The following is a 23,738-nucleotide window of genomic DNA, read 5'->3' as shown; positions in this document are numbered from 1 at the left end:
TAAGTTCCCGTTATTGTTGTGCGCGAGCAACGTCTAGTTGGCTGATCACTTCAACTAACGACTGGTCTTTCAGGTTTTGTTGACCGCGGATCACTATCTGCTCGCCCGGCTCTAGCCCGGAGACCACCTCAACGGTATCGGCCTCGCGATAACCCAGGGCGACTTCGCGGCGCAGGGCATTCTCACCCTGCACGACATACAGGGCGTATTGGTTGTCCTGATTGACGACGGCGTTGTAGGGCACTGTGATCACATTGCTGTGGGTGTCGTATCGCAACTCTACGCGAGTAAACATACCCGCCTTGAGCTGTGCGTTTTGGTTGGGAACCGATAGAGTGACCTTAAAGGTACCGCTTTGGGGATCCACTATGGGGCTGATCCGCAGCACCTTGGCATGTATGGTTTCTTTGGTATGCTTGTTGGCATAAAGCTCGGCCTCCTGGCCTAAACGTAGGCTCTGAAGCTGTGCCTCTGGCAGGTGTACTATGCCGTATAGCTCGTCTTGATTGACTACATAGAATAGCTGCTCAAACTCTTTAGCCATGTTGCCAGCCTTCACGTAGCGCTTGGCGACAACACCGTCGATAGGGGAGCGCACCATGCTCTCCTGAACTTGCAGCGCGGCAAGGTCGCGCTTGGCAATCGCGGCTTGGAGGTTATATTCGAGTTTGGCCATGGAGTCGGCGCTGATGAACTCTTTATTGCTCATCTTCTTCAAACGGTTGAGCTCCTGCTCGATGATCTCCACTTCGGCCTGCGAACGGGCCAGATCGTAACGTTGGCGCTTGGCATCGATAACCGCTAACAGCTGTCCCTTGGTGACGCGATCGCCTTCTTCTACCTTAATGGATTCGATAAGCCCTGCAATGCGGCTGACCACGTCTGCTTCCTGAGGGGCTTCCAGGGTAGCTGTAGTGCTATAAAAAGAGGAGACATCACCTTGTATGACGGTCGTGGTTTCGACGGGGACGGCGTACTTTTCTTCTTCTTTCTTTGTTTCCTCATTACCACATGCACTGAGTACGGCAACAAAAAGTAGGGGGAGTGCCAACTTAAACTTTGAAAAAGATTCCATGTGAAGATACCTATGTTATTTATCCAATTAGCCTTAGTAAGCACAAGGTGTGCCAAAATGTTAAACCTATTTATATCAGTTGCTTACTTCAAAACCTGTCCGGGCGCGGTGAATTTGTTAACTGGTTTGTAGCGAAAATGTTTAACATGTGATGCTTTTGACTAATCTACAGTTAAGACCTATTGCCAAGGTCAGTGCAAATTGGATTTGATACAAAATGTATCTCAAGTGTTAACCCTATCTTGCATGGCGACGATGACACAAACCAAAGGGCTCACTGGAGTCGGTCGTTGATAAAAACTCAAGGCACCAAACTTTACTCATATAACTCTAGTCATATAACTTTAGTCATATAAAGTAGGGGGTTAACCCTCGCCATATAAGCTTCGGGGTTTAATACCAATCACAGTAAACATGTGATCAGAAATAGCGCAGGAAAAACGCATGAGAACAAAGCAGGATTTTTAGATAAGTAGTTATTCTACAATTAAAAATACTAATACAGTTATCGAGCGTTTTAACAAGCTAGAATGATCAATTGTTTATTACGATTGGTATAAGGCTGGATATAAAAGGTCAGCGATAGAAGGGCCGGTATCAGAAGGCGTGGAAGTCAGGGCGATGTGGGATGAAAGGGGAGAATAAGGAGGGTTGAAGGTGCCGAGCGGGATGAGTGGGATACGGGACGAGTGGGATACGGGACGAAAGAGAGGCATAAAAAAAGCACCCTAGGGGTGCTTTTTAAGATTAGGCCGCAGTGATTAACGCTGGTCCAGTTTGACGAAGTCGCGTTCTGCCGAACCTGTGTAGAGCTGGCGTGGACGGCTGATCTTGTGACCAGGCTGATCCAGCATCTCTTTCCAGTGAGCAATCCAACCAACGGTACGCGCAAGGGCGAACAGTACGGTGAACATGCTTGTTGGAATGCCGATAGCCTTCATGATGATGCCTGAGTAGAAATCGACGTTTGGATAGAGCTTCTTCGATACGAAGTACTCATCTTCCAGTGCGATACGCTCAAGTTCCATCGCCACATCCAGTAGTGGGTCATTAACCTTAAGCTCTGCAAGTACTTCATGACAGGTTTCGCGCATAACCTTGGCGCGAGGGTCGAAGTTCTTGTAGACGCGGTGACCGAAGCCCATCAGACGGAAAGGATCTTCCTTATCTTTAGCACGAGCGATGAACTCAGGAATACGATCGACAGTACCGATCTCTTCCAACATGTTCAGGCAAGCTTCGTTAGCGCCGCCGTGTGCAGGGCCCCATAGTGAAGCGATACCCGCTGCGATACATGCAAATGGGTTGGCACCCGATGAACCGGCTAGTCGCACGGTAGAAGTCGAGGCGTTTTGCTCGTGATCCGCGTGCAGAATAAAGATACGGTCCATGGCGCGCTCGATGATTGGGTTAACCTTGTACTCTTCACAAGGTACCGCAAACATCATGCTTAGGAAGTTGCCCGCATAGCTTAGGTCGTTACGTGGGTAAACAAATGGCTGACCAATTGAATACTTGTAACACATGGCGGCGATAGTCGGCATCTTAGAGACTAAACGGAACGCCGCAATTTCGCGGTGATGTTCGTCGTTAACGTCAAGAGAGTCTTGGTAGAATGCAGACAATGCGCCTGTCACACCACATAGCATGGCCATTGGGTGTGCGTCACGGCGGAAACCACGGAAGAACGAAGCCAGTTGCTCGTTAACCATAGTGTGAGTCTTAACCGTGTAAACAAATTTGTCGTATTGAGCCTTGTTAGGTAACTCACCGTAAAGCAGTAGATAACAAAGATCTAAATAGTCTGAATCGACGGCAAGTTCGTCGATCGCGTAACCACGGTGTAAAAGTATACCTTGGGCGCCATCAATGTAAGTGATAGCTGATTCGCAGGATGCTGTCGCTAGGAATCCTGGGTCAAATGTAAAATGACCTTTGCTACCGAGTTTGCTGATGTCGATAACATCAAATCCCGCCGTTCCTTTCTTGATAGGCAGGTCAATCGAATCGTTCCCTGGTAGTTCCAATTTGGCTATATTATCAGCCATACCCCGTTCTCCTTACTTCATTCTTATGTGAGTGCGGCTTTGTCAAACGCCAATACTTTACAGTGAATCTAGATCACATTTCAATTTAAATAAGCGTTTAAATTCGTTAGACCATGGTCTTAATTTGACGTAAGTGCCCGCCAATACAGCGACTTGGCAGATTTTTTTACCAAAAAAACAAAATTTGCATAATGTGATGTTTGTATTTGACATTTGTGGGGCGTATACTTGCTTCGGCTCGAAAGAGCTGCAAACAAACCAATTCGAAGACCATTATTTACATACTTATTTAGTGATTTTTGAATTAGTTAACTGTTTGTTTCAACTTTCCTTTTGAGGCGAGAGGAGGTGGTAAGTTTGCTTGCTGGTCAAATTTCGTTCGAAAGAGGTTCAATAACAAAAATAATGCTCAATGGAGCAGAGTGAGCAGAACGTGAAAAAGCAAAGACCTGTCCATCTAGATCTGCAGACCATTCGCTTTCCTGCAACAGCGATTGCGTCAATCCTACACCGTGTCTCCGGTGTCATCATGCTGTTTGCCGTCGGCATTCTTATCTGGATGTTGAGTGAATCACTCGCATCTGCTGAGAGTTTCGCAGGCATTCAATCTCTATTTGATACCTTTATCGTTAAGTTCGTTGTCTGGGGAATTCTGACCGCACTGGGTTACCACCTGATTGTTGGCGTACGCCATCTGATCATGGATACCGGTCGTTGGGAAGAGTTGGAATCGGGTAACGCTTCAGCGAAAGCCGCCTTCGTTATTGCTGCGGCATGGTCAATCATTGCGGGGATTTGGGTATGGTAACAAATGCAGCGAGTCTTGGACGCAGTGGCGTTCATGATTTTATTCTTCTTCGTGCTAGTGCCGTGATCCTTACTTGTTACACCATTTTCTTAGTAGGATTCATCGCAGCTAGTTCGCCTCTCACTTATGACGTATGGCACGGTTTGTTCAGTGCTTTGCCGATGAAAGTGTTTACGCTTCTTGCCCTGGTGGCCATCCTGGTTCACGCCTGGATCGGTATCTGGCAGGTGCTTACCGACTATGTTAAGCCGGTAGCCCTTCGTGGCGTACTCCAATTCGTCTTCGTCGTAGCAGCACTTTCTTACCTGGCTGCTGGCATTGTTATTGTGTGGGGTGTTTAAGTGAGTATTCCAGTACGTGAGTTTGATGCAGTCGTCATTGGCGCCGGTGGCGCGGGTATGCGAGCTGCACTACAGATTTCTAAAGAAGGTAAGAGCTGCGCGCTGTTATCTAAAGTATTCCCAACCCGTTCTCATACGGTTTCGGCCCAGGGTGGTATTACCGTCGCCCTAGGCAACGCCCATGAAGACCATTGGGAACAACACATGTACGATACCGTTAAGGGTTCCGATTTCATCGGCGACCAAGACGCGATCGAATTTATGTGTCAAACCGGTCCTGAAGCCATTATCGAGCTAGAGCATATGGGTCTGCCATTCTCTCGTTTCGAAAACGGTAAAATTTATCAGCGTCCTTTCGGCGGCCAATCGAAAAACTTCGGTGGCGAGCAGGCGGCACGTACCGCAGCGGCGGCTGACCGTACCGGTCACGCCTTGCTGCACTGCCTATACCAGCAGAACGTTAAGCATAAGACCGAAGTCTTCTCTGAGTGGTATGCACTGGATCTAGTGAAGAACGAAGACGGCGCCATCGTAGGTTGTACTGCAATTGAAATCGAAACCGGCGAGATCGTTTACTTCAAGTCTAAGGCCACTATTCTGGCTACTGGTGGTGCGGGTCGTATCTACGCCTCAACTACCAACGCCCACATCAATACCGGTGACGGTGTTGGTATGGCGATGCGCGCTGGCGTGCAGATGCAAGACATGGAGATGTGGCAGTTCCACCCAACCGGTATCGCCGGCGCGGGTGTACTGGTTACCGAAGGTTGTCGTGGTGAAGGCGGATACCTGCTGAACAAAGATGGCGAGCGCTTCATGGAGCGTTATGCGCCAAACGCGAAAGACCTGGCATCACGTGACGTGGTAGCACGTTCTATGATGACCGAGATCCGTGAAGGTCGCGGCCTTGATGGCCCACTAGGCCCTCACTGTCTACTTAAGCTAGATCACTTAGGTAAAGAGACCCTGGAAGCACGTCTACCAGGCGTTTGCGAACTGTCTCGTACCTTCGCGCACATCGATCCGGCTGATGGTCCAATCCCTGTACTGCCAACCTGTCACTACATGATGGGTGGTCTACCTGCTAAGGTCAGCGGTCAGGTGATCCGTAAGAACGAAGATGGCAGCGAAAGCGATGTGGTTGGTCTGTTTGCCGTGGGTGAGATTGCCTGTGTATCGGTACACGGTGCGAACCGCCTGGGTGGTAACTCACTACTCGACCTCGTGGTCTTCGGCCGCGCAGCTGGTCAGCACCTGGGTAAGGCGCTGGATGAGACTGCAACACCGAAAGATGCGAGCGATGCAGATATTGCTAAGTCACTTGAGCGTCTTAATCGTTGGGAAAGCAACAAAGACGGTGAAGACCCTGCGCAGATCCGTAAAGATCTTCAGCTTTGTATGCAGCTTAACTTCTCGGTATTCCGTACCGGTGAGGCGATGGCAGAAGGCCTCGAAGAGCTTAAGGCGATTCGTGAGCGTCTGGCCAATGCCAAGCTGTCTGACAACTCGAAAGAGTTCAATACTCAGCGTATCGAGTGTCTAGAGCTAGACAACCTGATGGCGACAGCGATTGCAACGGCCTACGCGGCGAACTTCCGTCAAGAGAGTCGTGGTGCGCATTCACGTGAAGACTTCCTCGAGCGTGATGATGAGAACTGGTTGTGTCACAGTCTGTTCAATCCTGAGACTGAGCAGATGACCAAGCGTGCGGTGAACATGGAGCCTAAGCTTCGTGAAGCCTTCCCGCCGATCAAGCGTACCTACTAAGGAAGATAAGATGAATTTGAAGATTGCTATTTATCGCTATAATCCTGAAGTAGACGCTAAGCCTTACATGAAGGATTACACGCTGGAAGTGGCAGAAGGTACCGATATGATGGTGCTGGATGTCCTGATGCAGCTAAAGATACAAGACCCAACGTTGGCGTTCCGTCGCTCATGCCGTGAAGGTGTATGTGGTAGTGATGGCGTTAACATGAACGGTAAGAACGGTCTGGCCTGTATCACGCCTATTTCTACCTTCAAGGGTAAGAAGCTGGAGATACGTCCACTACCTGGTATGCCTGTGGTTCGCGACCTGATTGTTGACCTGACTCAGTTCTACAAGCAGTACGAGAAGATCAAGCCTTACCTGATCAACGATGACAAGACACCAGCCCGTGAACACCTGCAATCGCCAGAAGAGCGTGCGCACCTGGACGGTCTGTATGAATGTATCATGTGTGCTTGTTGTTCGACGGCTTGTCCATCATTCTGGTGGAACCCAGACAAGTTCGTCGGTCCAAGCGGCCTGTTGCATGCCTATCGTTTCCTTATCGATAGCCGTGACACCGCGACCGAAGAGCGTCTGTCTGAGCTCGATGATGCTTACAGCGTATTCCGTTGCCATGGCATCATGAACTGTGTTGACGTTTGTCCAAAAGGACTCAACCCGACTAAAGCAATTGGACACATCAAGTCTATGTTGCTTAAGCGAGCTGTATAAATGCAACACACTGAGCTGATTTTAATAATTATATAGCTCATTGAGAGTCACTTCTCCCATGTGAGAAGTGGCTCTTTTATGTAATGGAACTACACATGCCGTGAAATCTGGACTCTAGGGGCGGCAGATATTTTGCAATTGCAGTACATTTGACTGAATTGCATTTTCAATACTTTGGCTAAAAACACGTGTATAAAGTTTGAAAGGAATAGAAATGCACCAAGGCATCATGAAAGCCTGGCTCGAATCGTCTCATTTAAACGGGGCTAATTCGACCTATGTAGAAGAGATGTATGAAGCCTATCAAGAGGACCCTCAGTCAGTATCAGACGACTGGCGAGCGGTGTTTGATAACCTCCCATATGCCAACGGTGCAACAGCAGATGTGCCCGAAGCTGCCCACTCTAAAGTACGTGAATATTTCCGTAGTTTGGCGCTAGACGGTCGTCACAAGAGCGCTGCTCGTGTGACCGATCCCGAAGTCGATGCCAAACAGGTTAAAGTTCTTCAGCTGATCAACGCCTACCGTTTCCGCGGCCACCAGAATGCGAATCTGGATCCCCTCGGGCTATGGAAGCGCGATACCGTCTCTGAATTGGACCCGGCCTTCCACGGCCTAACCAGCGAAGATATGGAGCGTGAATTCAACACAGGTTCATTCGCTCACGGTGGTGACACCATGAAGCTAGGTGATCTGGTTAAAGCACTGAAAGCGACCTATGGTGGTGCTATCGGTGCTGAATACATGCACATCACAGATACCGATGAGAAGCGTTGGATCCAACAACGCTTGGAGCCATCATTAGGTAGAGCGAATTACGATAAGAATACCAAGACTCGCATCCTCGAGGGCCTCAACGCCGCCGAAGGTATGGAGAAGTATCTCGGCGCCAAGTTCCCCGGCGCAAAACGTTTCTCACTGGAAGGTGGTGACGCGCTGGTCCCTATGATGCGTGAAATCATCTACCGTGGTGGTGAAGCCGGTACCAAAGAGATCGTCGTGGGCATGGCTCACCGTGGTCGTCTTAACCTGCTGGTTAACATCCTAGGTAAGAAGCCATCTGAGCTGTTCGACGAGTTCGCCGGTAAGCACAGCGATGAGCTCAACGGTTCGGGTGACGTTAAGTATCACCAAGGTTTCTCTTCAGATTTCGAAACCCCCGGTGGCAACGTGCACCTGGCACTGGCCTTCAACCCGTCTCACCTTGAGATCGTTAACCCTGTGGTCATGGGCTCGGTAAGAGCACGTCTGGACCGCCGCGGTTGTAAGACGGGCCTTCAGGTCATGCCGATCACCATTCACGGTGACAGCGCCATCGCAGGCCAGGGCATAGTACAAGAGACATTTAACATGTCTCAGACCCGTGCCTTTAAGGTAGGCGGCAGTATCCGCATCGTGGTCAACAACCAGGTGGGCTTTACCACTAACCTGACCGAAGATACCCGTTCTACAGAATACTGTACCGATATCGCTAAGATGGTACAGGCGCCTATCTTCCACGTGAATGCAGATGACCCTGAGTCGGTCGCCTTCGTTGCTCAGTTGGCGGTTGATTACCGTAACGAGTTTAAGCGTGACGTAGTGATCGATCTGGTGTGTTACCGTCGTCACGGCCACAACGAGGCCGATGAGCCGAGTGCAACTCAGCCGTTGATGTATGCCAAGATCAAGAAGCATCCTACGCCACGTAAGATCTATGCCGACCGTCTGATTGAAGAGAAGGCGCTAGGTGCCGATGACGTGACCGCGATGATCAACGACTACCGTGACGCCTTGGATAAAGGCGATTGCGTGGTGAAAGAGTGGCGCCCAATGACGCTGCATACCGTTGACTGGACGCCTTATCTCAACCGCGAGTGGGACGAGGCTTATCCTGCCGAGTTACCGCTAGCGCGTGTGAAGGCGTTGGCTGAGAAGATCAGCTATGTGCCTGAGAGTCATAAGCTACAGTCGCGCGTTGCTAAGATCTACAAAGACCGTGTGGCCATGGCCGCCGGTGATAAGCTAGTGGACTGGGGCTTTGCCGAGACCTTGGCTTACGCCTCTATTTTGGATGACAACAAGCGCGTGCGTATCACGGGTCAAGACTCTGGCCGTGGTACCTTCTTCCACCGTCACGCCGTGTTGCACAACCAAAATGACGCTACCGCTTATCTGCCACTGCGTCACCTGTCTGACATGCAAGGCCCTATCGATATCTCTGACTCGGTATTGTCTGAAGCCTCAGTATTGGCGTTCGAATACGGCTATGCGACCGCTGAGCCGGGCGGCCTGACCATTTGGGAAGCTCAGTTCGGTGACTTCGCTAACTGTGCCCAGGTGGTGATCGACCAGTTCCTCTCATCTGGCGAGCAGAAGTGGGGCCGTCTGTGTGGCTTGACTATGCTACTGCCACATGGCTATGAAGGTCAGGGACCAGAGCACTCGAGTGCACGTCTGGAGCGTTTCCTGCAGCTATGTGCTAACCACAACATGCAGGTGTGTGTCCCATCGACGCCGGCGCAGGTTTACCACATGCTACGCCGTCAGGTGGTGCGTCCTATGCGTCGTCCTCTGGTGGTGATGTCACCTAAGTCATTGCTGCGTCATCCGCTGGCCGTGTCTAGCCTGGATGAGCTTGCCGAAGGCACCTTCCAAAATGTGATTGGTGAAATCGATGAACTCGATAGCAGCAAGGTAGATCGCGTAGTCTTCTGTAGTGGTAAGGTTTACTTCGAACTGCTTGAGAAGCGTCGTAAAGAGAAGCTGGATAATGTTGCTCTGATCCGTGTCGAACAACTGTACCCGTTCCCACACGAAGATATGGCAAAAATCCTCGCTCAGTATCAGCACGTTAAAGATTTCGTTTGGTGTCAGGAAGAGCCTCAGAACCAGGGCGCTTGGTATTGCAGCCAGCACCACTTCTGGGCAGCCATTCCTGCCGGTGCTCAATTAACCTATGCGGGTCGTGAAGCCTCGGCTGCACCAGCATGTGGTTATCCGGCCCTGCACGCCCAGCAGCAAGAATCTTTAATCAATAGCGCATTAAAACTGTAGTAATAGACAATTTATAAAAAGGATAGCTTTCCATGAGTATCGAAATTAAGGTACCCGTACTGCCAGAATCCGTTGCTGATGCAACCATCGCCACATGGCATGTTAAAGCTGGCGAGCAAGTGTCTCGTGATCAAAACCTGGTCGATATCGAAACCGACAAGGTCGTTTTAGAAGTGGTTGCGCCAGAAGATGGTTCAATCGTTGAGTTCCTGGCGGAAGAAGGCGACACAGTGTTGGCCGAAGCCGTTATCGCGAAGTTTGTTGCTGGTGCGGTTGCCGGTCAGGAAGTTTCTAAGGAACAAGCCGAAGCGGCAGCGCCTCAGGCAGCTGAGAGCGAAGAGACTAACGATGCCCTAAGCCCATCTGTTCGTCGTCTGATTGCCGAGCACAACCTGGACGCTGCTAAGATCAAGGGCACAGGTGTTGGCGGTCGTATCACTAAGGAAGATGTGGAAGCCTTCATCAAGTCGGCACCTGCGGCTAAGCCTGCTGACGCGCCTGCCGTTGTTGCGCCACTGGGTGAGCGTAGCCAGAAGCGTGTACCTATGACGCGTCTGCGTAAGACCATTGCTAACCGTCTGCTGGAAGCGAAGAACTCAACGGCTATGTTGACGACCTTCAACGAAGTGAACATGAAGCCTATCATGGACATTCGTAAGCAGTATCAAGAGCTGTTCGAGAAGAAGCACGGCATTCGCCTTGGTTTCATGTCTTTCTACGTGAAAGCCGTGACCGAAGCCCTGAAGCGTTTCCCTGAAGTGAACGCCTCTATCGACGGTGATGATATCGTTTACCACAACTACTTCGACGTAAGCATCGCGGTATCGACTCCTCGCGGCCTGGTAACTCCAGTACTGCGTGACACTGATACCATGAGCCTGGCCGACATCGAGCGTAACGTACGCGAGCTGGCTATCAAGGGCCGCGATGGTAAGCTGACCGTTGACGACATGACTGGCGGTAACTTCACCGTGACTAACGGCGGTGTATTTGGCTCGCTGATGTCTACCCCTATCCTTAACCTGCCACAAAGTGCGATCCTGGGCATGCATGCCATCAAAGATCGCCCAATGGCGGTTAATGGTCAGGTAGAAATTCTACCTATGATGTACCTAGCACTCTCTTATGACCACCGTATCATCGATGGTCGTGAGTCTGTTGGCTTCCTGGTTGCCATTAAGGACTTCCTGGAAGACCCAACTCGTCTACTATTAGACCTGTAAGACGATGTTGTTTCGATGCCTGTCGGTAACGGTAGGCATCACCCCTCGCTACCGACTCAACTGAGCCGGTTGGATTAGATTAGAAGTATACGGATAGATCATCATGAATTTGCATGAGTATCAGGCAAAAGCCCTATTTGCCGAATATGGTTTACCAGTGTCAGAAGGTTATGCTTGTGATACCCCTCAAGAGGCGGTAGAAGCGGCTGGCCATATTGGCGGAGATATGTGGGTTGTTAAGTGTCAAGTACACGCAGGCGGCCGTGGTAAAGCAGGTGGCGTAAAAGTTACCGGCGATAAAGAAGAGATCAGAGCATTTGCTGAGCATTGGTTAGGCAAGAACCTGGTGACTTATCAGACTGACGAAAAAGGTCAGCCAGTTGCTAAGATCCTAGTCGAAAGCTGCACTGATATCGCAAACGAACTGTACCTTGGGGCCGTTGTTGACCGTGCGACCCGTCGCGTTGTCTTCATGGCGTCTACCGAAGGTGGCGTTGAGATTGAAACTGTTGCCGAAGAGACACCTGAGCTGATCCACAAGGCGATTATCGATCCTTTGACTGGTCCTCAGCCATACCAGGCACGTGATCTTGGCTTCAAGTTGGGTCTAAACCCAACTCAGATGAAGCAGTTCACTAAAGTCTTCATGGGTCTGGCGACTATGTTCACCGACCATGATTTCGCACTGCTTGAGATCAACCCTCTGGTTATCACTACCGAAGGTAACATCCACTGTCTAGACGGTAAGATTGGTATCGATGGCAACGCACTGTTCCGTCAACCAAAGATCCGTGACATGCACGATCCATCACAGGATGACGCTCGTGAAGCACACGCGGCGAAATTCGAGCTGAACTATGTTGCCCTAGACGGTAACGTAGGTTGCATGGTAAACGGTGCCGGCCTAGCAATGGGTACTATGGACATCGTTAACCTGCATGGCGGCAAGCCAGCTAACTTCCTTGACGTTGGTGGCGGCGCGACTAAAGAGCGTGTTGCTGAAGCATTCAAGATCATCTTGTCTGACGCAAACGTTAAAGCAGTGCTAGTAAACATCTTCGGCGGTATCGTACGTTGTGACATGATCGCAGAAGGTATCATCGGCGCTGTTAAAGAAGTGGGTGTTGAAGTGCCAGTGGTTGTTCGTCTAGAAGGTACAAACGCAGATCTAGGTCGCGAAGTATTGGCTAACTCTGGTCTTGACATTATTGCAGCCGAGTCGCTAACTGACGCTGCTGTTAAAGTTGTTGCTGCTGCGGAGGGCAAATAATGTCTGTATTAATTAACAAAGATACCAAGGTTATCTGTCAGGGTTTCACTGGCGGTCAAGGTACTTTCCACTCTGAGCAAGCGATCGCATACGGCACGCAAATGGTTGGCGGTGTTTCGCCAGGCAAGGGCGGTCAGGTTCACCTGGGTCTGCCAGTGTTCAACACTGTTAAAGACGCTGTGGCTGAAACCGGAGCAACTGCTACCGTTATCTACGTACCAGCGCCTTTCTGTAAGGATGCAATCCTAGAAGCTATCGACGGCGGCATCGAGCTAATCGTTTGTATTACTGAAGGCATTCCTACTCTGGATATGCTGGAAGTTAAGGTTAAGCTGGAAGAGACTGGCGTTCGTATGATCGGTCCTAACTGCCCAGGTGTTATCACTCCAGGCGAATGTAAGATCGGTATCATGCCAGGTCACATCCACAAGCCAGGTAAAGTGGGCATCGTTTCTCGCTCTGGTACGCTGACCTATGAAGCGGTTAAGCAAACTACCGATGAAGGTTTCGGCCAATCAACTTGTGTTGGTATCGGTGGTGACCCAATTCCAGGCACTAACTTCATCGACGTATTGGAAATGTTCCAAAACGATCCACAGACCGAAGCCATCGTGATGATCGGCGAGATCGGTGGTACTGCTGAAGAAGAAGCGGCGGCCTACATCAAGGCTAACGTGACTAAGCCTGTCGTCTCTTACATTGCCGGTGTGACTGCACCTGCTGGTAAGCGTATGGGCCACGCTGGCGCTATCATCGCTGGCGGTAAAGGTACGGCTGAAGACAAGTTTGCTGCACTAGAAGCGGCAGGCGTGACTACCGTACGTTCACTGGCCGACATCGGCAGTGCACTGCGTGCTAAGACCGGTTGGTAATCAAGCGAGTCGGTAAGCATTAAAAAAAGGCGCCCTAGGGCGCCTTTTTTGATCGCCGTAAAAATATCGCTCAAGCCCTGTCTTTGAGTGTGTTGTCTCTGCGGCGAGAGAGGCCGAACTCGGCCGGGGTCAGGATATAGGTGTCCTCGCAGTAGAAGTCTTCGGCGGTGCACTGCTGCCACCATGACGCCCAGGCGGTGCCTTGCAGCTTCTCTTCTATGATGGCGTTGTGGGTGAGGGGAGCCACCAGGCTGCCGGTGGAGATGAGCAGTCCATAGGGAGAGCGGCGTTTGATCATCCTCGGCTTTAGCTTGTTGGGGTTATCCAGTCCCATGCTGCCCACCAGTTCATAGAAGGCTTTTAGAGTGTTGTGGTGGAAGTTCTTTACCCGCTCACTCTTCACCTTGACATCCAGTGCCTTGGAGCGGGCCGGATCTTGGGTGGCGATGCCCGTGGGGCACATGTTGGTGTTGCAATGTCTCGACTGAATACAGCCCAGAGACAGCATCATGGTGCGGGCGGCGTTGACTAAGTCTGCGCCCATGGCAATCTTGGTCAGCAGATCGAAGCTGGAGGCCGTCTTGCCCGAGGCGATAAGGGCTATCTTGTGTCTCAGCCCCACGCCAACCAGGGCATTATTGGCAAAGTAGACCCCTTCGAGGCACATCATGCCCAGACGGTTGCTGAACTCTACCGGCGCCGCCCCGGTGCCACCCTCGGCGCCATCTATGGTGATGAAATCTGGCGTGATGCCTGTCTTTAGCATCGCCTTACAGATGGCGAGAAACTCCGCCGGATTACCGATACAGAGCTTGAAGCCCACAGGCTTGCCGCCACTGAGTTCCCGCAGGCGTTTGACGAAGTTAAGCAGGGCGATGGGCGTGGTGCACTCAGGGTTAACCGCCGGGGAGACACAGTCTCTGTCCATGGGGATATGGCGGATCATGGCGATCTCCGGGGTGATCTTCGCCTTGGGTAGCACGCCGCCATGGCCGGGTTTAGCCCCCTGGCTGAGTTTTATCTCTATCATCTTGACCTGGGGACGCTTGGCCATCTTCTCGAAGCTGTCCGGATTAAAGTTACCCTCATCATCACGACAGCCAAACAGGCCAGAGCCTATCTGCCATACCAGATCGCCGCCATGTTTGAGGTGATAGGGACTGGCCCCGCCTTCGCCCGTGTTGTGATAGCAACCCGCCTTCTTGGCGCCCAGGTTGAGTGCCTCGATGGCATTGGCGCTGAGGGAGCCAAAGCTCATGGCCGAGATATTAAAGTAGGAGGCGTCATAGGGCTGGGTGCAATCTGGCCCGCCGATACGCACCCGCTTGGCTTGCTCGTCGATATGTTTCGGTGACAGCGAGTGCCATAGGCTGAGGTAGTTCTCCTCTAACAGATCCCTTTGGGTACCGAAGGCGATGGTATCGCGGACATTCTTGGCTCGCTGATAGACGAGTGATCGCTGCTCGCGGTTAAAGGGAGCCTCCTCAGTATCACTGGCGATAAAATACTGCTGTATCTCAACCCGGTAAGACTCGAGAAAATAGCGCAGATAGGCAACCACAGGGTAGAGGCGGTTAAGCGTGTGCGAGCTATAAAACAGATCATAGGCGCCGACTAAGGTGTAGAGCAGGGTAAAGCCCAGAAAAATGGCCGCGCCCATGCCGCCGTCATTGAGATAGAAATAGAGCCCGGCGCCATTGCCTAGGGTGGCGATAAGCCAAAAGACCTTTTGCATGATTGTCATAACGCATTCCTGTATTGCAGACACTTATCATTTATCCATCTATTGAACGTTATTGCGGCGGCTTTGGCAATCGGCCATGACGTAGGTGATTGATGAATTTTGCTTATTTTAAGCGGGCTTAGTGTAAAGCTGTGTCGACAAAAGCTTAGATTAATACTTTCTAATCTACCCTGTAGTGGGTATATTGGTGAGCTGGATGGGAGAAAAAAGGAGTAAGTTGTGTTCATCGCGGAAACAGAGAGGCTGATATTACGTCGATTCGAGGCCAAGGATGTGGAGAGCCTATTCTTGCTCAATAGCATTCCTGAGGTGCTGACCTATATTCCTGGCGCGCCCATGACCTGTCGCTCGCAGGCAGAGGATATTCTTGAAAACGTGTTGCTCAAAAATTATCGTGAGCGTGGCTTTGGCCGCTGGGCGGTGGAGCATAAGGCCGATAACAAGGTAATAGGTTTCTGTGGCCCGACTTACATTAAAGAATTTGATGAGGTGGAGCTGGGTTATCGCTACTTGCCTGAATATTGGGGCAAGGGGATAGGTAGCGAGGCCGGGCAGGCGGCGCTGTCACGTTTTAAGGAGCACGGCATCGATGAGGCGATAGCGCTTATTCTACTTGGCAACAAAGGCTCCGAAGGGGTGGCGCGAAAGCTGGGTATGACTGAGCGTGAACGCAGTAAGTTCATGGGCCATAAGGTGAACGTGTTTCATAAGGTGTTATAAAACGGATTTATCAGGCATTTGCCCGAGCCTGATAACAGTTTCAAAAACCAGCGTCAGCAACAAAAAAACCAGCATAACGCTGGTTTTTTAGTGTTTAATCGCTAGGGCCTGTTGACCTTTTGAGAACAATTTTTGTTCTAATTGAGCACGTTCAAATCGCGGCATGAGGCTTGAAGTATAGTGATTCTATATAAAAGCCGAGTAACAAAGCGTTGAACGTGCTCAAGACGAACCCTGCGGGCAGCGTCTGTATCATTTTTCTACTGCGTTATCGCTCATTGATGTAGCACACTACATTACAATCGCTCTGCCTTGTATAAAATCGATACAGAATGCTGCAAAAAATGAACGCGAAAGATAAACAGGCCCTAGCGGATTATTCGTCGCCGTGGTCGCACTCATCGTTGGTGCAGACACCGTAGAGGTACAGGCTGTGATTGGTCAGCTTGATGTTGTGCTTCATGGCGATCTCGTCTTGGCGTCTCTCGATCACTTCATCAGAAAACTCAATTACTTTACCGCAAGAGAGGCACACAAGGTGATCATGATGATGGGTAGAGGAGAGTTCAAACACCGCCTTGCCGCTTTCGAAGTGGTGACGGGTAACGATACCCGCGTCGTCGAACTGGTTCAGTACACGGTAAACCGTTGCCAGCCCAATCTCTTCGCCAATATCGAGCAGTTTCTTATATAGTTCTTCTGCACTGATATGCTGGTTTTCGGGCTCCTGCATCAGCTCGAGGATCTTGACTCGTGGTAAGGTGACCTTTAATCCCGCTTTCTTTAGCGCTTGATTTCCATCTGTCATCATTAATCTCTGGATTGAAGAACCATTAGCAATGCCAATAGTGGTTCAGTAGTTGATGTTGAGAACCATTATAGGGGGTGAAATTGAAAACTTAAACCTTTGATCTTGCATATTGTTCGCATCGGCAGAAATTTGTTCTAAATTGGCCCTACCTGTGTGATTTAGGCTGAATTTAACGCGTACTTTTTGTAATGTTATTGAGACTAATGCCTAATAGCCCAACGGCGACTTATCAGGCAGGATGAAATCTGGTTAACCTGTATCCTGTGGGTGCCAGCCGCCCGCATAAGCATAAAAATAAGGAAGAGGGATGTATCGGCAGATCGTAGTGTTAACTGGGGCAGGGATCTCAGCAGAATCTGGTTTGAGAACCTTTAGGGATCAAGATGGGCTCTGGGAAGAGCACAAAATTGAAGACGTGGCGACGCCTGAAGGCTATGCCCGCGATCCCGAAATGGTGGAGCGATTCTATAACGAGCGCTGGCAGCAGCTCCATAATGGTGAAATTGAACCCAACGCCGCCCATAAGGCGCTGGCGAGGCTAGAGCAGGAGTTCGACGGTCAGCTGTTGGTGGTGACGCAAAATATCGACGATCTCCATGAACGCGCCGGCTCGCGTCGCCTGCTGCACATGCATGGTGAGTTGACTAAGGGGCGTTGCCCACGTTCTCACCAAACCTTTCTGTTGACCGATCACTTTGGCGTCAACCACACCTGTACTTGTTGTATACCCGCCCAGCGCCTGCGCCCCCACGTGGTCTGGTTTGGCGAGATGCCTATCGGCTTAGATCGGATACAGCATGCGCTGGATACCTGCGATCTCTTTATCGCCATCGGCACCTCGGGCACCGTCTATCCCGCCGCCGGCTTTGTCGATACCGCCAATCATCATGGTGCCCAGACGGTTGAGGTTAACCTGATGCCAGCCGATCGCCACAGCCAGTTTCAGTATCATCTGCAGGGTAAGGCCAGCGAGATAGTGCCACAACTGGTGGAGCAGATCCTCGCAGGCGAGGTGATAAGCGATCAGCCCTTACCGGGCATCTCCAAGGCGTGAGTCATCGCGTGATCACAGAGGCGAGTCCAGCTGGGGAGATGTCGCAGATAGGAGCTGCGCAAACACCTGAAGATAAGGCTCCTGAAGAGAAGGCACCAAAAGCTCAGACACAAGAAGTGCAGACACAAGAAGTGCAGACACAAGAAGCGATAAGGGGCGAAGAGGGTCCTGACCGCCCACTGGCCATCATCATGCGGGGACTGCCGGGCAGCGGCAAGAGCCATTGGGTCAACGCCTTCCTTGCCAGCCATAGCGATGGCGAGGCGATTCGCCGTCGCGGCTACTTCTCTACCGACGATCGTTTTATCTGCGAGGGTGAGTACCGTTTCGACGCCAGTAAGCTGTCTGAATATCATCAGCTTAATCTCAGCGGATTCATTCAGGCATTGTCTCGCCGTGAACCTGTGGTGATCTGCGATAACACCAACATGGCCCATTGGGAGTTTATGGCCTACGATGCCGCCGCCAAGGCGATGGGTTACCAGGTGCGCATCTTGTTGATTGGTGATCCTCTCGATAAGGCTCATCAAGCACTGTGCGCCGAGCGTAATCAACATGGTCTGGGGCTCAGGCAGATCCAGACGATGGCGAGTCAATTCCAACAGCTGTGATGGCTGCAATCTTCTATTTTTAATCCATTGAGGGAGCAAGATGTTCGCCGTGATATTTCGGGCCAAGGTGGCCAAGTTAGATGCCAGATATTCAGAGATGGCCGCCAAGATGCGTCAGTTGGCGATGGATAAATATCATTGCGTCGATTTTGTCGCCGTGACCGAAGGGGAGCAGGAGATCGCCATCTCCTATTGGCAAAATGAGGCCGACATTTTGGCCTGGAAACAAGACAGCGAACATCAAATCGCCCAACAACTCGGCCGCAGCACCTGGTATGAGCGTTATCAGGTCGAGGTGGTCGAGATAAAGCGTCAATATCGGGGCTAACCTAGAAGTCGCGCTGGGAAGGCAAACAACTTACAAGGAGAAGTCAGGTGACACTGGTATTGATCAGCGATCTTAGCGGCGCAGCAAGTCAGGCCGCGATAACAGAAGTGCTCGGCGAAGGCGCCAGTCTGGGCTATTTGGCCTCAGGCCATGAACCAGAGCTAAGTTACTACGGTGCGACTCAGAAACAATACGCCGAATTGGGGATGAGCCTGCGTCACTATCTGGATCTGGAGCAGGGCTATACGCCGGCGGGGCTGGTTACACTGCTGAGTTGCCAGGCTATCCACCTCGCCGGTGGCGATACCTTTCAATTTTTAGCTCAGCTGCAGGCGCGCGGCCTGATGGAGTCGTTTAAGGCCTATCTTAATCGCGGCGGGATCTTAATTGGTCTTAGCGCCGGGGCCATGCTGATGACGCCGACTATCGCCTGTGCGTCCCTGTGCGGTGATGTGAATCATCTGGGGCTGAGCGACTTGCGGGCTTTAGCCTTGCTTCCTTATCAATTCCTGCCCCATAGCGACCTCAGCGATGGCGGGGTAGCGCTTAGCGTGCAGGCCGCCAGCCTACTGGAGGCATCGACGCTGGCCGAGTATCCCTTGATTCTGTGTAGCGATGAGGATGCCGTCATCGCCACCAAGACAGGGCTGCGCGGTTTCGGGCAGCCACTGCTGTTCGACGGTGTGAGCTTAATGGCACTCGCCTAGCAAAAGCTAGGCTATCGGCGGATCGGCGCGCTACTGCAGCTCCCAAAGTTCCCAGGTGTTGAGCCGATACTCCTCGGCGAGTGCTAAGGCTTTGTCCTGATGGCGCTTGGCATTCGCCTCGTCCCCCATGCCTTGATAGTAGAGGCTCATCTCTCTGTGCCAGTAGGGCGAGGCCTCTCCCTGTTTGGCCACGCTATCGAGCGTGGCCTTGGCCTTTTCGGCTTGCCCCTTGATGTTAAAGCCCTTGGCCACCTGAACCGTCACCATGGTGAGCGAGTCGGGAAACTCGGCCTTTACCGCCTGTAAAACCTCATCGAGTCTATCGAGCTGCTTGGACCAGAATAGATACTTGGCAAATTGGTAGGCCTGTAGCCATTCGATATGAAAGCCGGCCCAGTTAGCCTTGCGCTTGGCAAAATCATCCAGTACTGCGCGGTAGTCGCCAAGAGCCAGCATCTCACCGCCATCCAACCCATAGTCGGGGGATAAGAATAGCAGGCCGTCATAGAGAGCCGGCAGGGCGGTGGTGAAATGGTTCTCGTCGGGGTAGTGCTTAAATTGCCAGTGGATCTTTTGCTCGTCATAGCCTTTGAGTGCGCTTACCAGTTCATCCACGCCCATCTCTTGCTCGTTGGCTAAGGTCAGAAAGAGTGGCGCCGTTATCGCACCTTGCTTGAGCCGCTCATCGAGTCGCTCGATATAACTCATCTTGTCATACCAAACGCTCGGGCTCATGGCCAGATAGGCATCGAAGGGGCTGTTTGCTTGTGTCATGGCATAGAGAGTAAATAGGCCGCCCATGGAGTAGCCCGCCAGCGCCTTATGGGGGTTGGTGCGGAACTGACCGTCTATGGTGGGCACCAGCTCTGTGGTCAGATAACGGTAGAAGATGTCTGCGCCGCCGAAGGCCTCGCCTTCGTCACTCTTCCAGGTGGTGCTGTAGAGGTAGTCTCCCTGGCCTTGATTGGCGATACCCACCACTATCATGGGGGCTAGCTTGCCCATGCGTGCCAGATGCAGTGCTAATGCCGAGACATGCTGAAACTGAAAATCGGCATCCACCACATAGAGCACAGGGTAGCGCCGCGCGTTGCCATAATAGCCCTCGGGCAGAGAGACCATGTAGCGTCTCGGCGCCTTAAACTGACTCGAGTCATGGCTGAACTCATGTCCCGCGATGATGGGCTTGGCGCCGCTATGCGCATCTGCAGATGATGGTGATTTCTTTACAGGCGACGCGGCCCATGCCTGGTTCAAGCTTAGTAATAGGGTGATGCTAAGTGAGAGGCAAAGGGAGAAGCAAAGGGAGAGGCAAAGAGAGAAACATCTCCCAGGGGCAGAAGCGGTATTGTGTGTCATTGTGTGTCTCGTCCATGTAAAACTGCTAGGGCCTTATATTTTTAACCCTATTTCTACCAAAATTTGGTCGGATATGTCTTGCTAAAAAATGATCCACCCCTGCCTTAATCTTAGTTAATCATTGTTTTTATTTGTTTTAGTCCTGTTTTCTTATTATTCGCATCGGCGAGTTCGTGACGGCAGGGCTGGCGAAAAACAGCATCTTGTCTCCACGCTGTAAATACAGCCTGACAAGACATTAGACTAAAGTTAGTGAAATTCGACCAGTTAATGCTTGCTTTACGTTCGCGTAAACGTCAGAGTGATATTATTTGAACATGACCACGCTTCCCTGGGGGAGTCGTGTGATGTGAGCGCATAAGTACCTTGAATGGAGCGGAAGATGAGTACAGAGCAAACTAACCAAGAAATCGTGATTGTCGCGGCAAAACGCACCCCTATGGGCGGATTCCAGGGAGCCCTTTCCAGCGTGCCGTCACCGACACTCGCCGCCACGGCGATCAAGGGATTGATGACTCAAGCGGGTGTTCAGGGCGATGAGGTTAATGAAGTCTTGATGGGCTGCGTATTGCCGGCAGGCCTGGGTCAGGCCCCTGCGCGTCAGGCAACCTTAGGTGCGGATCTTCCTTTGTCTGTTGGCGCCACAACGGTCAACAAGGTGTGCGGTTCAGGCATGAAGACCGTCATGATGGCCCATGATTTGATTAAGGCCGGCAGCGCCGAGATAGTGATTGCCGGTGGCATGGAGAGCATGAGCCAGGCGCCTTACCTGCTGGATAAGGCTCGCGGCGGCATGCGTATGGGTCACGGCAAGGTGCTGGATCACATGTTCTTAGATGGCCTCGAAGATGCCTACACGGGCGGCGCCATGGGCACCTTCGCCCAGAAGACGGCCGATGATTTCGGTATTACCCGAGAGGCGATGGATAACTTTGCCCTCGGCTCGCTGCAAAAAGCCAACGCGGCCATCGAATCTGGCGCCTTTAAGGACGAGATAGTGCCTGTTACCGTGGCAAGCCGCAAAGGCGATCTCGTGGTGGATACCGACGAACAGCCTGGCAACGCCAGACCCGAGAAGATCCCCAGCCTGCGTCCCGCTTTTGCCAAAGATGGCACCATCACGGCCGCTAACTCTAGCTCTATCTCAGATGGCGCGGCGGTATTGATGCTGATGAGCGCCAAAGAGGCCAGCAAGCGTGGCCTGGAGGTGCTGGCCACCATCAAGGGGCACACCACACATTCACAAGAGCCTTCGATGTTCACCACAGCCCCGGTCGGCGCCATGAACAAGCTACTGGATAAGGTGAACTGGTCGAAAGACGAGGTGGATCTGTTTGAGATCAACGAAGCCTTCGCCATGGTCACCATGCTGGCTATCTCTGAGCTGGGCCTAGACGAGACCAAGGTCAACGTCAACGGCGGCGCCTGCGCCCTGGGTCACCCCATCGGCTGCTCAGGTGCCCGTGTGCTGGTCACCCTCATCCATGCCCTGAAGGCCAGAGGCCTTAAACGCGGCGTGGCCTCGCTCTGTATCGGTGGCGGCGAAGCCACTGCCATGGCAATCGAAGTTTAATCCCGTTTTTTGGGCTCGCTACCGCGAGCCCATGCATTCACCCATGATTATGTGAGTTTTTTGCTGTCACTTACATAGCAGATCATCAGGCAGCGGCATTCGCCCAGGCCTGTTAGACGTATTTAGGAAAGCGATATGACAACTCAAGTAAAACATTACATCGACGGTCAGTTTATCTTAGGTAGCGGCCAGCAACAGATCTCTGTCACCAACCCGGCAAACAACGAGGTGATTGCCACCATCAACGCCGCCACGGTCGAAGAGGTTGAAACCGCCATCGCCAGCGCCAAGCAAGCCTTTGCTACCTGGAAAGAGGTGCCTGTGTCTGAGCGTGCGCGTGTGATGTTCCGCTACCAGCACCTGCTCAAGGCGTATCATGATGAGATCGCCACCATCCTGGCTCAGGAAACCGGTAAGACGTTCGAAGATGCCAAGGGCGATGTATGGCGCGGTATCGAGGTGGCCGAGCATGCCTGTAATATCGCCAGCCTGATCATGGGTGAAACTGTTGAAAACGTTGCCCGCAGCATAGATACCTATAGCTACACTCAGCCCCTGGGTGTATGCGCCGGTATTACCCCTTTTAACTTCCCTGCGATGATCCCGCTGTGGATGTTCCCGCTGGCTATCGCCTGTGGTAACACCTTCGTACTTAAGCCGTCTGAGCAAGATCCTATGACGCCGCAGCGTCTGGTTGAGCTGTTCGAAGAGGCTGGCGCGCCTAAGGGCGTGTTGCAGCTGGTGCATGGTGACAAGACGGCGGTAGACGTGCTGCTGAGCCATCAGGATATCAAGGCGATCTCTTTCGTCGGCTCTGTGGGTGTGGGTCAGTACATCTATAAGACAGGTACCGACAACCTCAAGCGGGTACAGGCCTTCGCCGGTGCCAAGAACCACTGTGTCATCATGCCTGACGCCAACAAGCAGCAGGTGATCAACAACCTAGTAGGCGCCTCTGTGGGTGCGGCCGGTCAGCGCTGTATGGCGCTGTCGGTAGCGGTATTTGTCGGTGAAGCCAAGAAGTGGATCCCAGAGCTGCGTGATGCCATCGCCAAGGTTAGACCCGGCGTGTGGGACGATAAAGATGCGGCCTATGGTCCGGTTATTAGCCCGGCGGCCAAGGAGCGCGTGCTTAAGCTGATCGCCCAGGGTAAGGAAGAGGGCGCCGAGTGTCTGCTAGACGGTAGCGATTTTACCGTCGAAGGCTTTGAAAACGGCAACTGGGTTGGCCCAACCATGTTTACCAATGTGACTACCGACATGAGCATCTACAAGGAAGAGATCTTCGGCCCTGTACTGTGCTGTATGGAAGCCGAGACGCTTGAGGAGGCTATCGAGGTCGTCAATGCCAGCCCATACGGTAACGGCACCTCAATCTTTACCGCTTGCGGCGCCGCGGCCCGTAAGTACCAACACAACATCGAAGTGGGTCAGGTGGGGATCAACGTGCCTATTCCTGTGCCACTGCCTTTCTTCTCGTTCACCGGTTGGAAGGGCAGCTTCTATGGCGATCAACACGCCTACGGTAAGCAGGCGGTGCGTTTCTATACAGAAACCAAGACGATCACCGCTCGTTGGTTCGAGACAGATATCGTCGAGGCGGAGCACCATGCGCCTAACATGACCATTGCCCTGAAATAAGGGATAGCAAGAGACCTTGCAAGGTAAAAGC

At 52.0% G+C, this 23,738-nt stretch carries 20 protein-coding genes; 15 read left to right on the top strand and 5 right to left on the bottom strand.

The window, feature by feature from the left end:
* Positions 1-10: 10 nt before the first annotated feature.
* Together DB48_RS17940 and DB48_RS17935 are read right to left on the bottom strand one after the other, a co-directional pair.
* Complete coding sequence (locus DB48_RS17940) at positions 11-1,075, bottom strand: efflux RND transporter periplasmic adaptor subunit (RefSeq protein ID WP_041511552.1); 1,065 nt, start codon at positions 1,073-1,075, stop codon at positions 11-13.
* Positions 1,076-1,836: 761 nt separating this feature from the next.
* Positions 1,837-3,123, bottom strand: a complete 1,287-nt coding sequence (locus DB48_RS17935) for a citrate synthase (RefSeq protein WP_041511551.1) — start codon at positions 3,121-3,123, stop codon at positions 1,837-1,839.
* A 412-nt stretch (positions 3,124-3,535) separates the two neighbouring features.
* On the opposite strand from DB48_RS17935, the gene sdhC reads away from it, so the two are divergent.
* The 8 genes from sdhC (at position 3,536) to sucD (ending at position 13,159) form a co-directional block, all read left to right on the top strand.
* Positions 3,536-3,931, top strand: coding sequence for a succinate dehydrogenase cytochrome b556 subunit (gene sdhC, locus DB48_RS17930; RefSeq protein WP_041511550.1), 396 nt, complete (start codon positions 3,536-3,538; stop codon positions 3,929-3,931).
* Positions 3,925-4,272, top strand: coding sequence for a succinate dehydrogenase, hydrophobic membrane anchor protein (gene sdhD / locus DB48_RS17925; protein ID WP_041511549.1), 348 nt, complete (start codon positions 3,925-3,927; stop codon positions 4,270-4,272). The genes sdhC and sdhD overlap by 7 nt, the downstream gene beginning before the upstream one ends.
* A complete protein-coding gene (gene sdhA / locus DB48_RS17920) occupies positions 4,273-6,039 on the top strand; it encodes a succinate dehydrogenase flavoprotein subunit (RefSeq protein WP_041511548.1) in 1,767 nt (588 codons plus the stop codon).
* A gap of 10 nt (positions 6,040-6,049) precedes the next feature.
* Positions 6,050-6,757, top strand: coding sequence for a succinate dehydrogenase iron-sulfur subunit (locus tag DB48_RS17915; RefSeq protein ID WP_041511547.1), 708 nt, complete (start codon positions 6,050-6,052; stop codon positions 6,755-6,757).
* Between the two features lie 214 nt (positions 6,758-6,971).
* Entirely contained in the window at positions 6,972-9,794 is a 2,823-nt protein-coding gene (gene sucA, locus DB48_RS17910; RefSeq protein ID WP_041511546.1) for a 2-oxoglutarate dehydrogenase E1 component, read from the top strand.
* Positions 9,795-9,826: 32 nt separating this feature from the next.
* Positions 9,827-11,017: a 2-oxoglutarate dehydrogenase complex dihydrolipoyllysine-residue succinyltransferase gene (gene odhB / locus DB48_RS17905; protein ID WP_041511545.1), complete on the top strand. Its 1,191-nt coding sequence runs from the start codon at positions 9,827-9,829 to the stop codon at positions 11,015-11,017.
* A 103-nt stretch (positions 11,018-11,120) separates the two neighbouring features.
* The gene (gene sucC, locus DB48_RS17900) at positions 11,121-12,287 is read left to right on the top strand and encodes an ADP-forming succinate--CoA ligase subunit beta (protein ID WP_011865456.1); all 1,167 of its coding nucleotides are present in this window, start codon (positions 11,121-11,123) and stop codon (positions 12,285-12,287) included.
* Positions 12,287-13,159: a succinate--CoA ligase subunit alpha gene (sucD, locus tag DB48_RS17895; RefSeq protein WP_011865457.1), complete on the top strand. Its 873-nt coding sequence runs from the start codon at positions 12,287-12,289 to the stop codon at positions 13,157-13,159. Before sucC ends, sucD begins: the two co-directional genes overlap by 1 nt.
* A gap of 70 nt (positions 13,160-13,229) precedes the next feature.
* Here sucD and DB48_RS17890 read toward each other — a convergent pair whose 3' ends face one another.
* On the bottom strand, positions 13,230-14,903 hold the full coding sequence (locus tag DB48_RS17890; RefSeq protein ID WP_041511544.1) for an FMN-binding glutamate synthase family protein: 1,674 nt from the start codon (positions 14,901-14,903) through the stop codon (positions 13,230-13,232).
* Between the two features lie 219 nt (positions 14,904-15,122).
* On the opposite strand from DB48_RS17890, the gene DB48_RS17885 reads away from it, so the two are divergent.
* Entirely contained in the window at positions 15,123-15,623 is a 501-nt protein-coding gene (locus tag DB48_RS17885) for a GNAT family N-acetyltransferase (protein ID WP_041511543.1), read from the top strand.
* 376 nt (positions 15,624-15,999) lie between these two features.
* Here DB48_RS17885 and fur read toward each other — a convergent pair whose 3' ends face one another.
* The gene (fur, locus tag DB48_RS17880; RefSeq protein WP_041511619.1) at positions 16,000-16,431 is read right to left on the bottom strand and encodes a ferric iron uptake transcriptional regulator; all 432 of its coding nucleotides are present in this window, start codon (positions 16,429-16,431) and stop codon (positions 16,000-16,002) included.
* Between the two features lie 310 nt (positions 16,432-16,741).
* On the opposite strand from fur, the gene cobB reads away from it, so the two are divergent.
* From cobB to DB48_RS19750, 4 genes are all read left to right on the top strand, one after another.
* Positions 16,742-17,488, top strand: a complete 747-nt coding sequence (gene cobB, locus DB48_RS17875) for a Sir2 family NAD+-dependent deacetylase (protein ID WP_041511542.1) — start codon at positions 16,742-16,744, stop codon at positions 17,486-17,488.
* Positions 17,489-17,679: 191 nt separating this feature from the next.
* Positions 17,680-18,099: an ATP-binding protein gene (locus DB48_RS17870; protein WP_041511618.1), complete on the top strand. Its 420-nt coding sequence runs from the start codon at positions 17,680-17,682 to the stop codon at positions 18,097-18,099.
* A 40-nt stretch (positions 18,100-18,139) separates the two neighbouring features.
* Complete coding sequence (locus DB48_RS17865) at positions 18,140-18,427, top strand: antibiotic biosynthesis monooxygenase family protein (protein ID WP_041511541.1); 288 nt, start codon at positions 18,140-18,142, stop codon at positions 18,425-18,427.
* Positions 18,428-18,474: 47 nt separating this feature from the next.
* Complete coding sequence (locus DB48_RS19750; protein ID WP_052813855.1) at positions 18,475-19,134, top strand: Type 1 glutamine amidotransferase-like domain-containing protein; 660 nt, start codon at positions 18,475-18,477, stop codon at positions 19,132-19,134.
* 30 nt (positions 19,135-19,164) lie between these two features.
* Here the strand turns inward: DB48_RS19750 and DB48_RS17855 are convergent, their stop codons facing one another.
* Complete coding sequence (locus DB48_RS17855) at positions 19,165-20,391, bottom strand: alpha/beta hydrolase (RefSeq protein ID WP_235375440.1); 1,227 nt, start codon at positions 20,389-20,391, stop codon at positions 19,165-19,167.
* A gap of 484 nt (positions 20,392-20,875) precedes the next feature.
* On the opposite strand from DB48_RS17855, the gene DB48_RS17850 reads away from it, so the two are divergent.
* Complete coding sequence (locus tag DB48_RS17850) at positions 20,876-22,066, top strand: thiolase family protein (protein WP_041511540.1); 1,191 nt, start codon at positions 20,876-20,878, stop codon at positions 22,064-22,066.
* Between the two features lie 135 nt (positions 22,067-22,201).
* Positions 22,202-23,707, top strand: coding sequence for a CoA-acylating methylmalonate-semialdehyde dehydrogenase (locus DB48_RS17845; protein WP_041511539.1), 1,506 nt, complete (start codon positions 22,202-22,204; stop codon positions 23,705-23,707).
* Positions 23,708-23,738 lie beyond the last annotated feature (31 nt).

The organism is Shewanella sp. cp20 (genome assembly GCF_000832025.1).
Classification (GTDB): Bacteria; Pseudomonadota; Gammaproteobacteria; order Enterobacterales; family Shewanellaceae; genus Shewanella.
The sequence above is the reverse complement of the archived record's forward strand: the minus strand, read 5'-3'. Positions and strand labels throughout refer to the sequence as shown.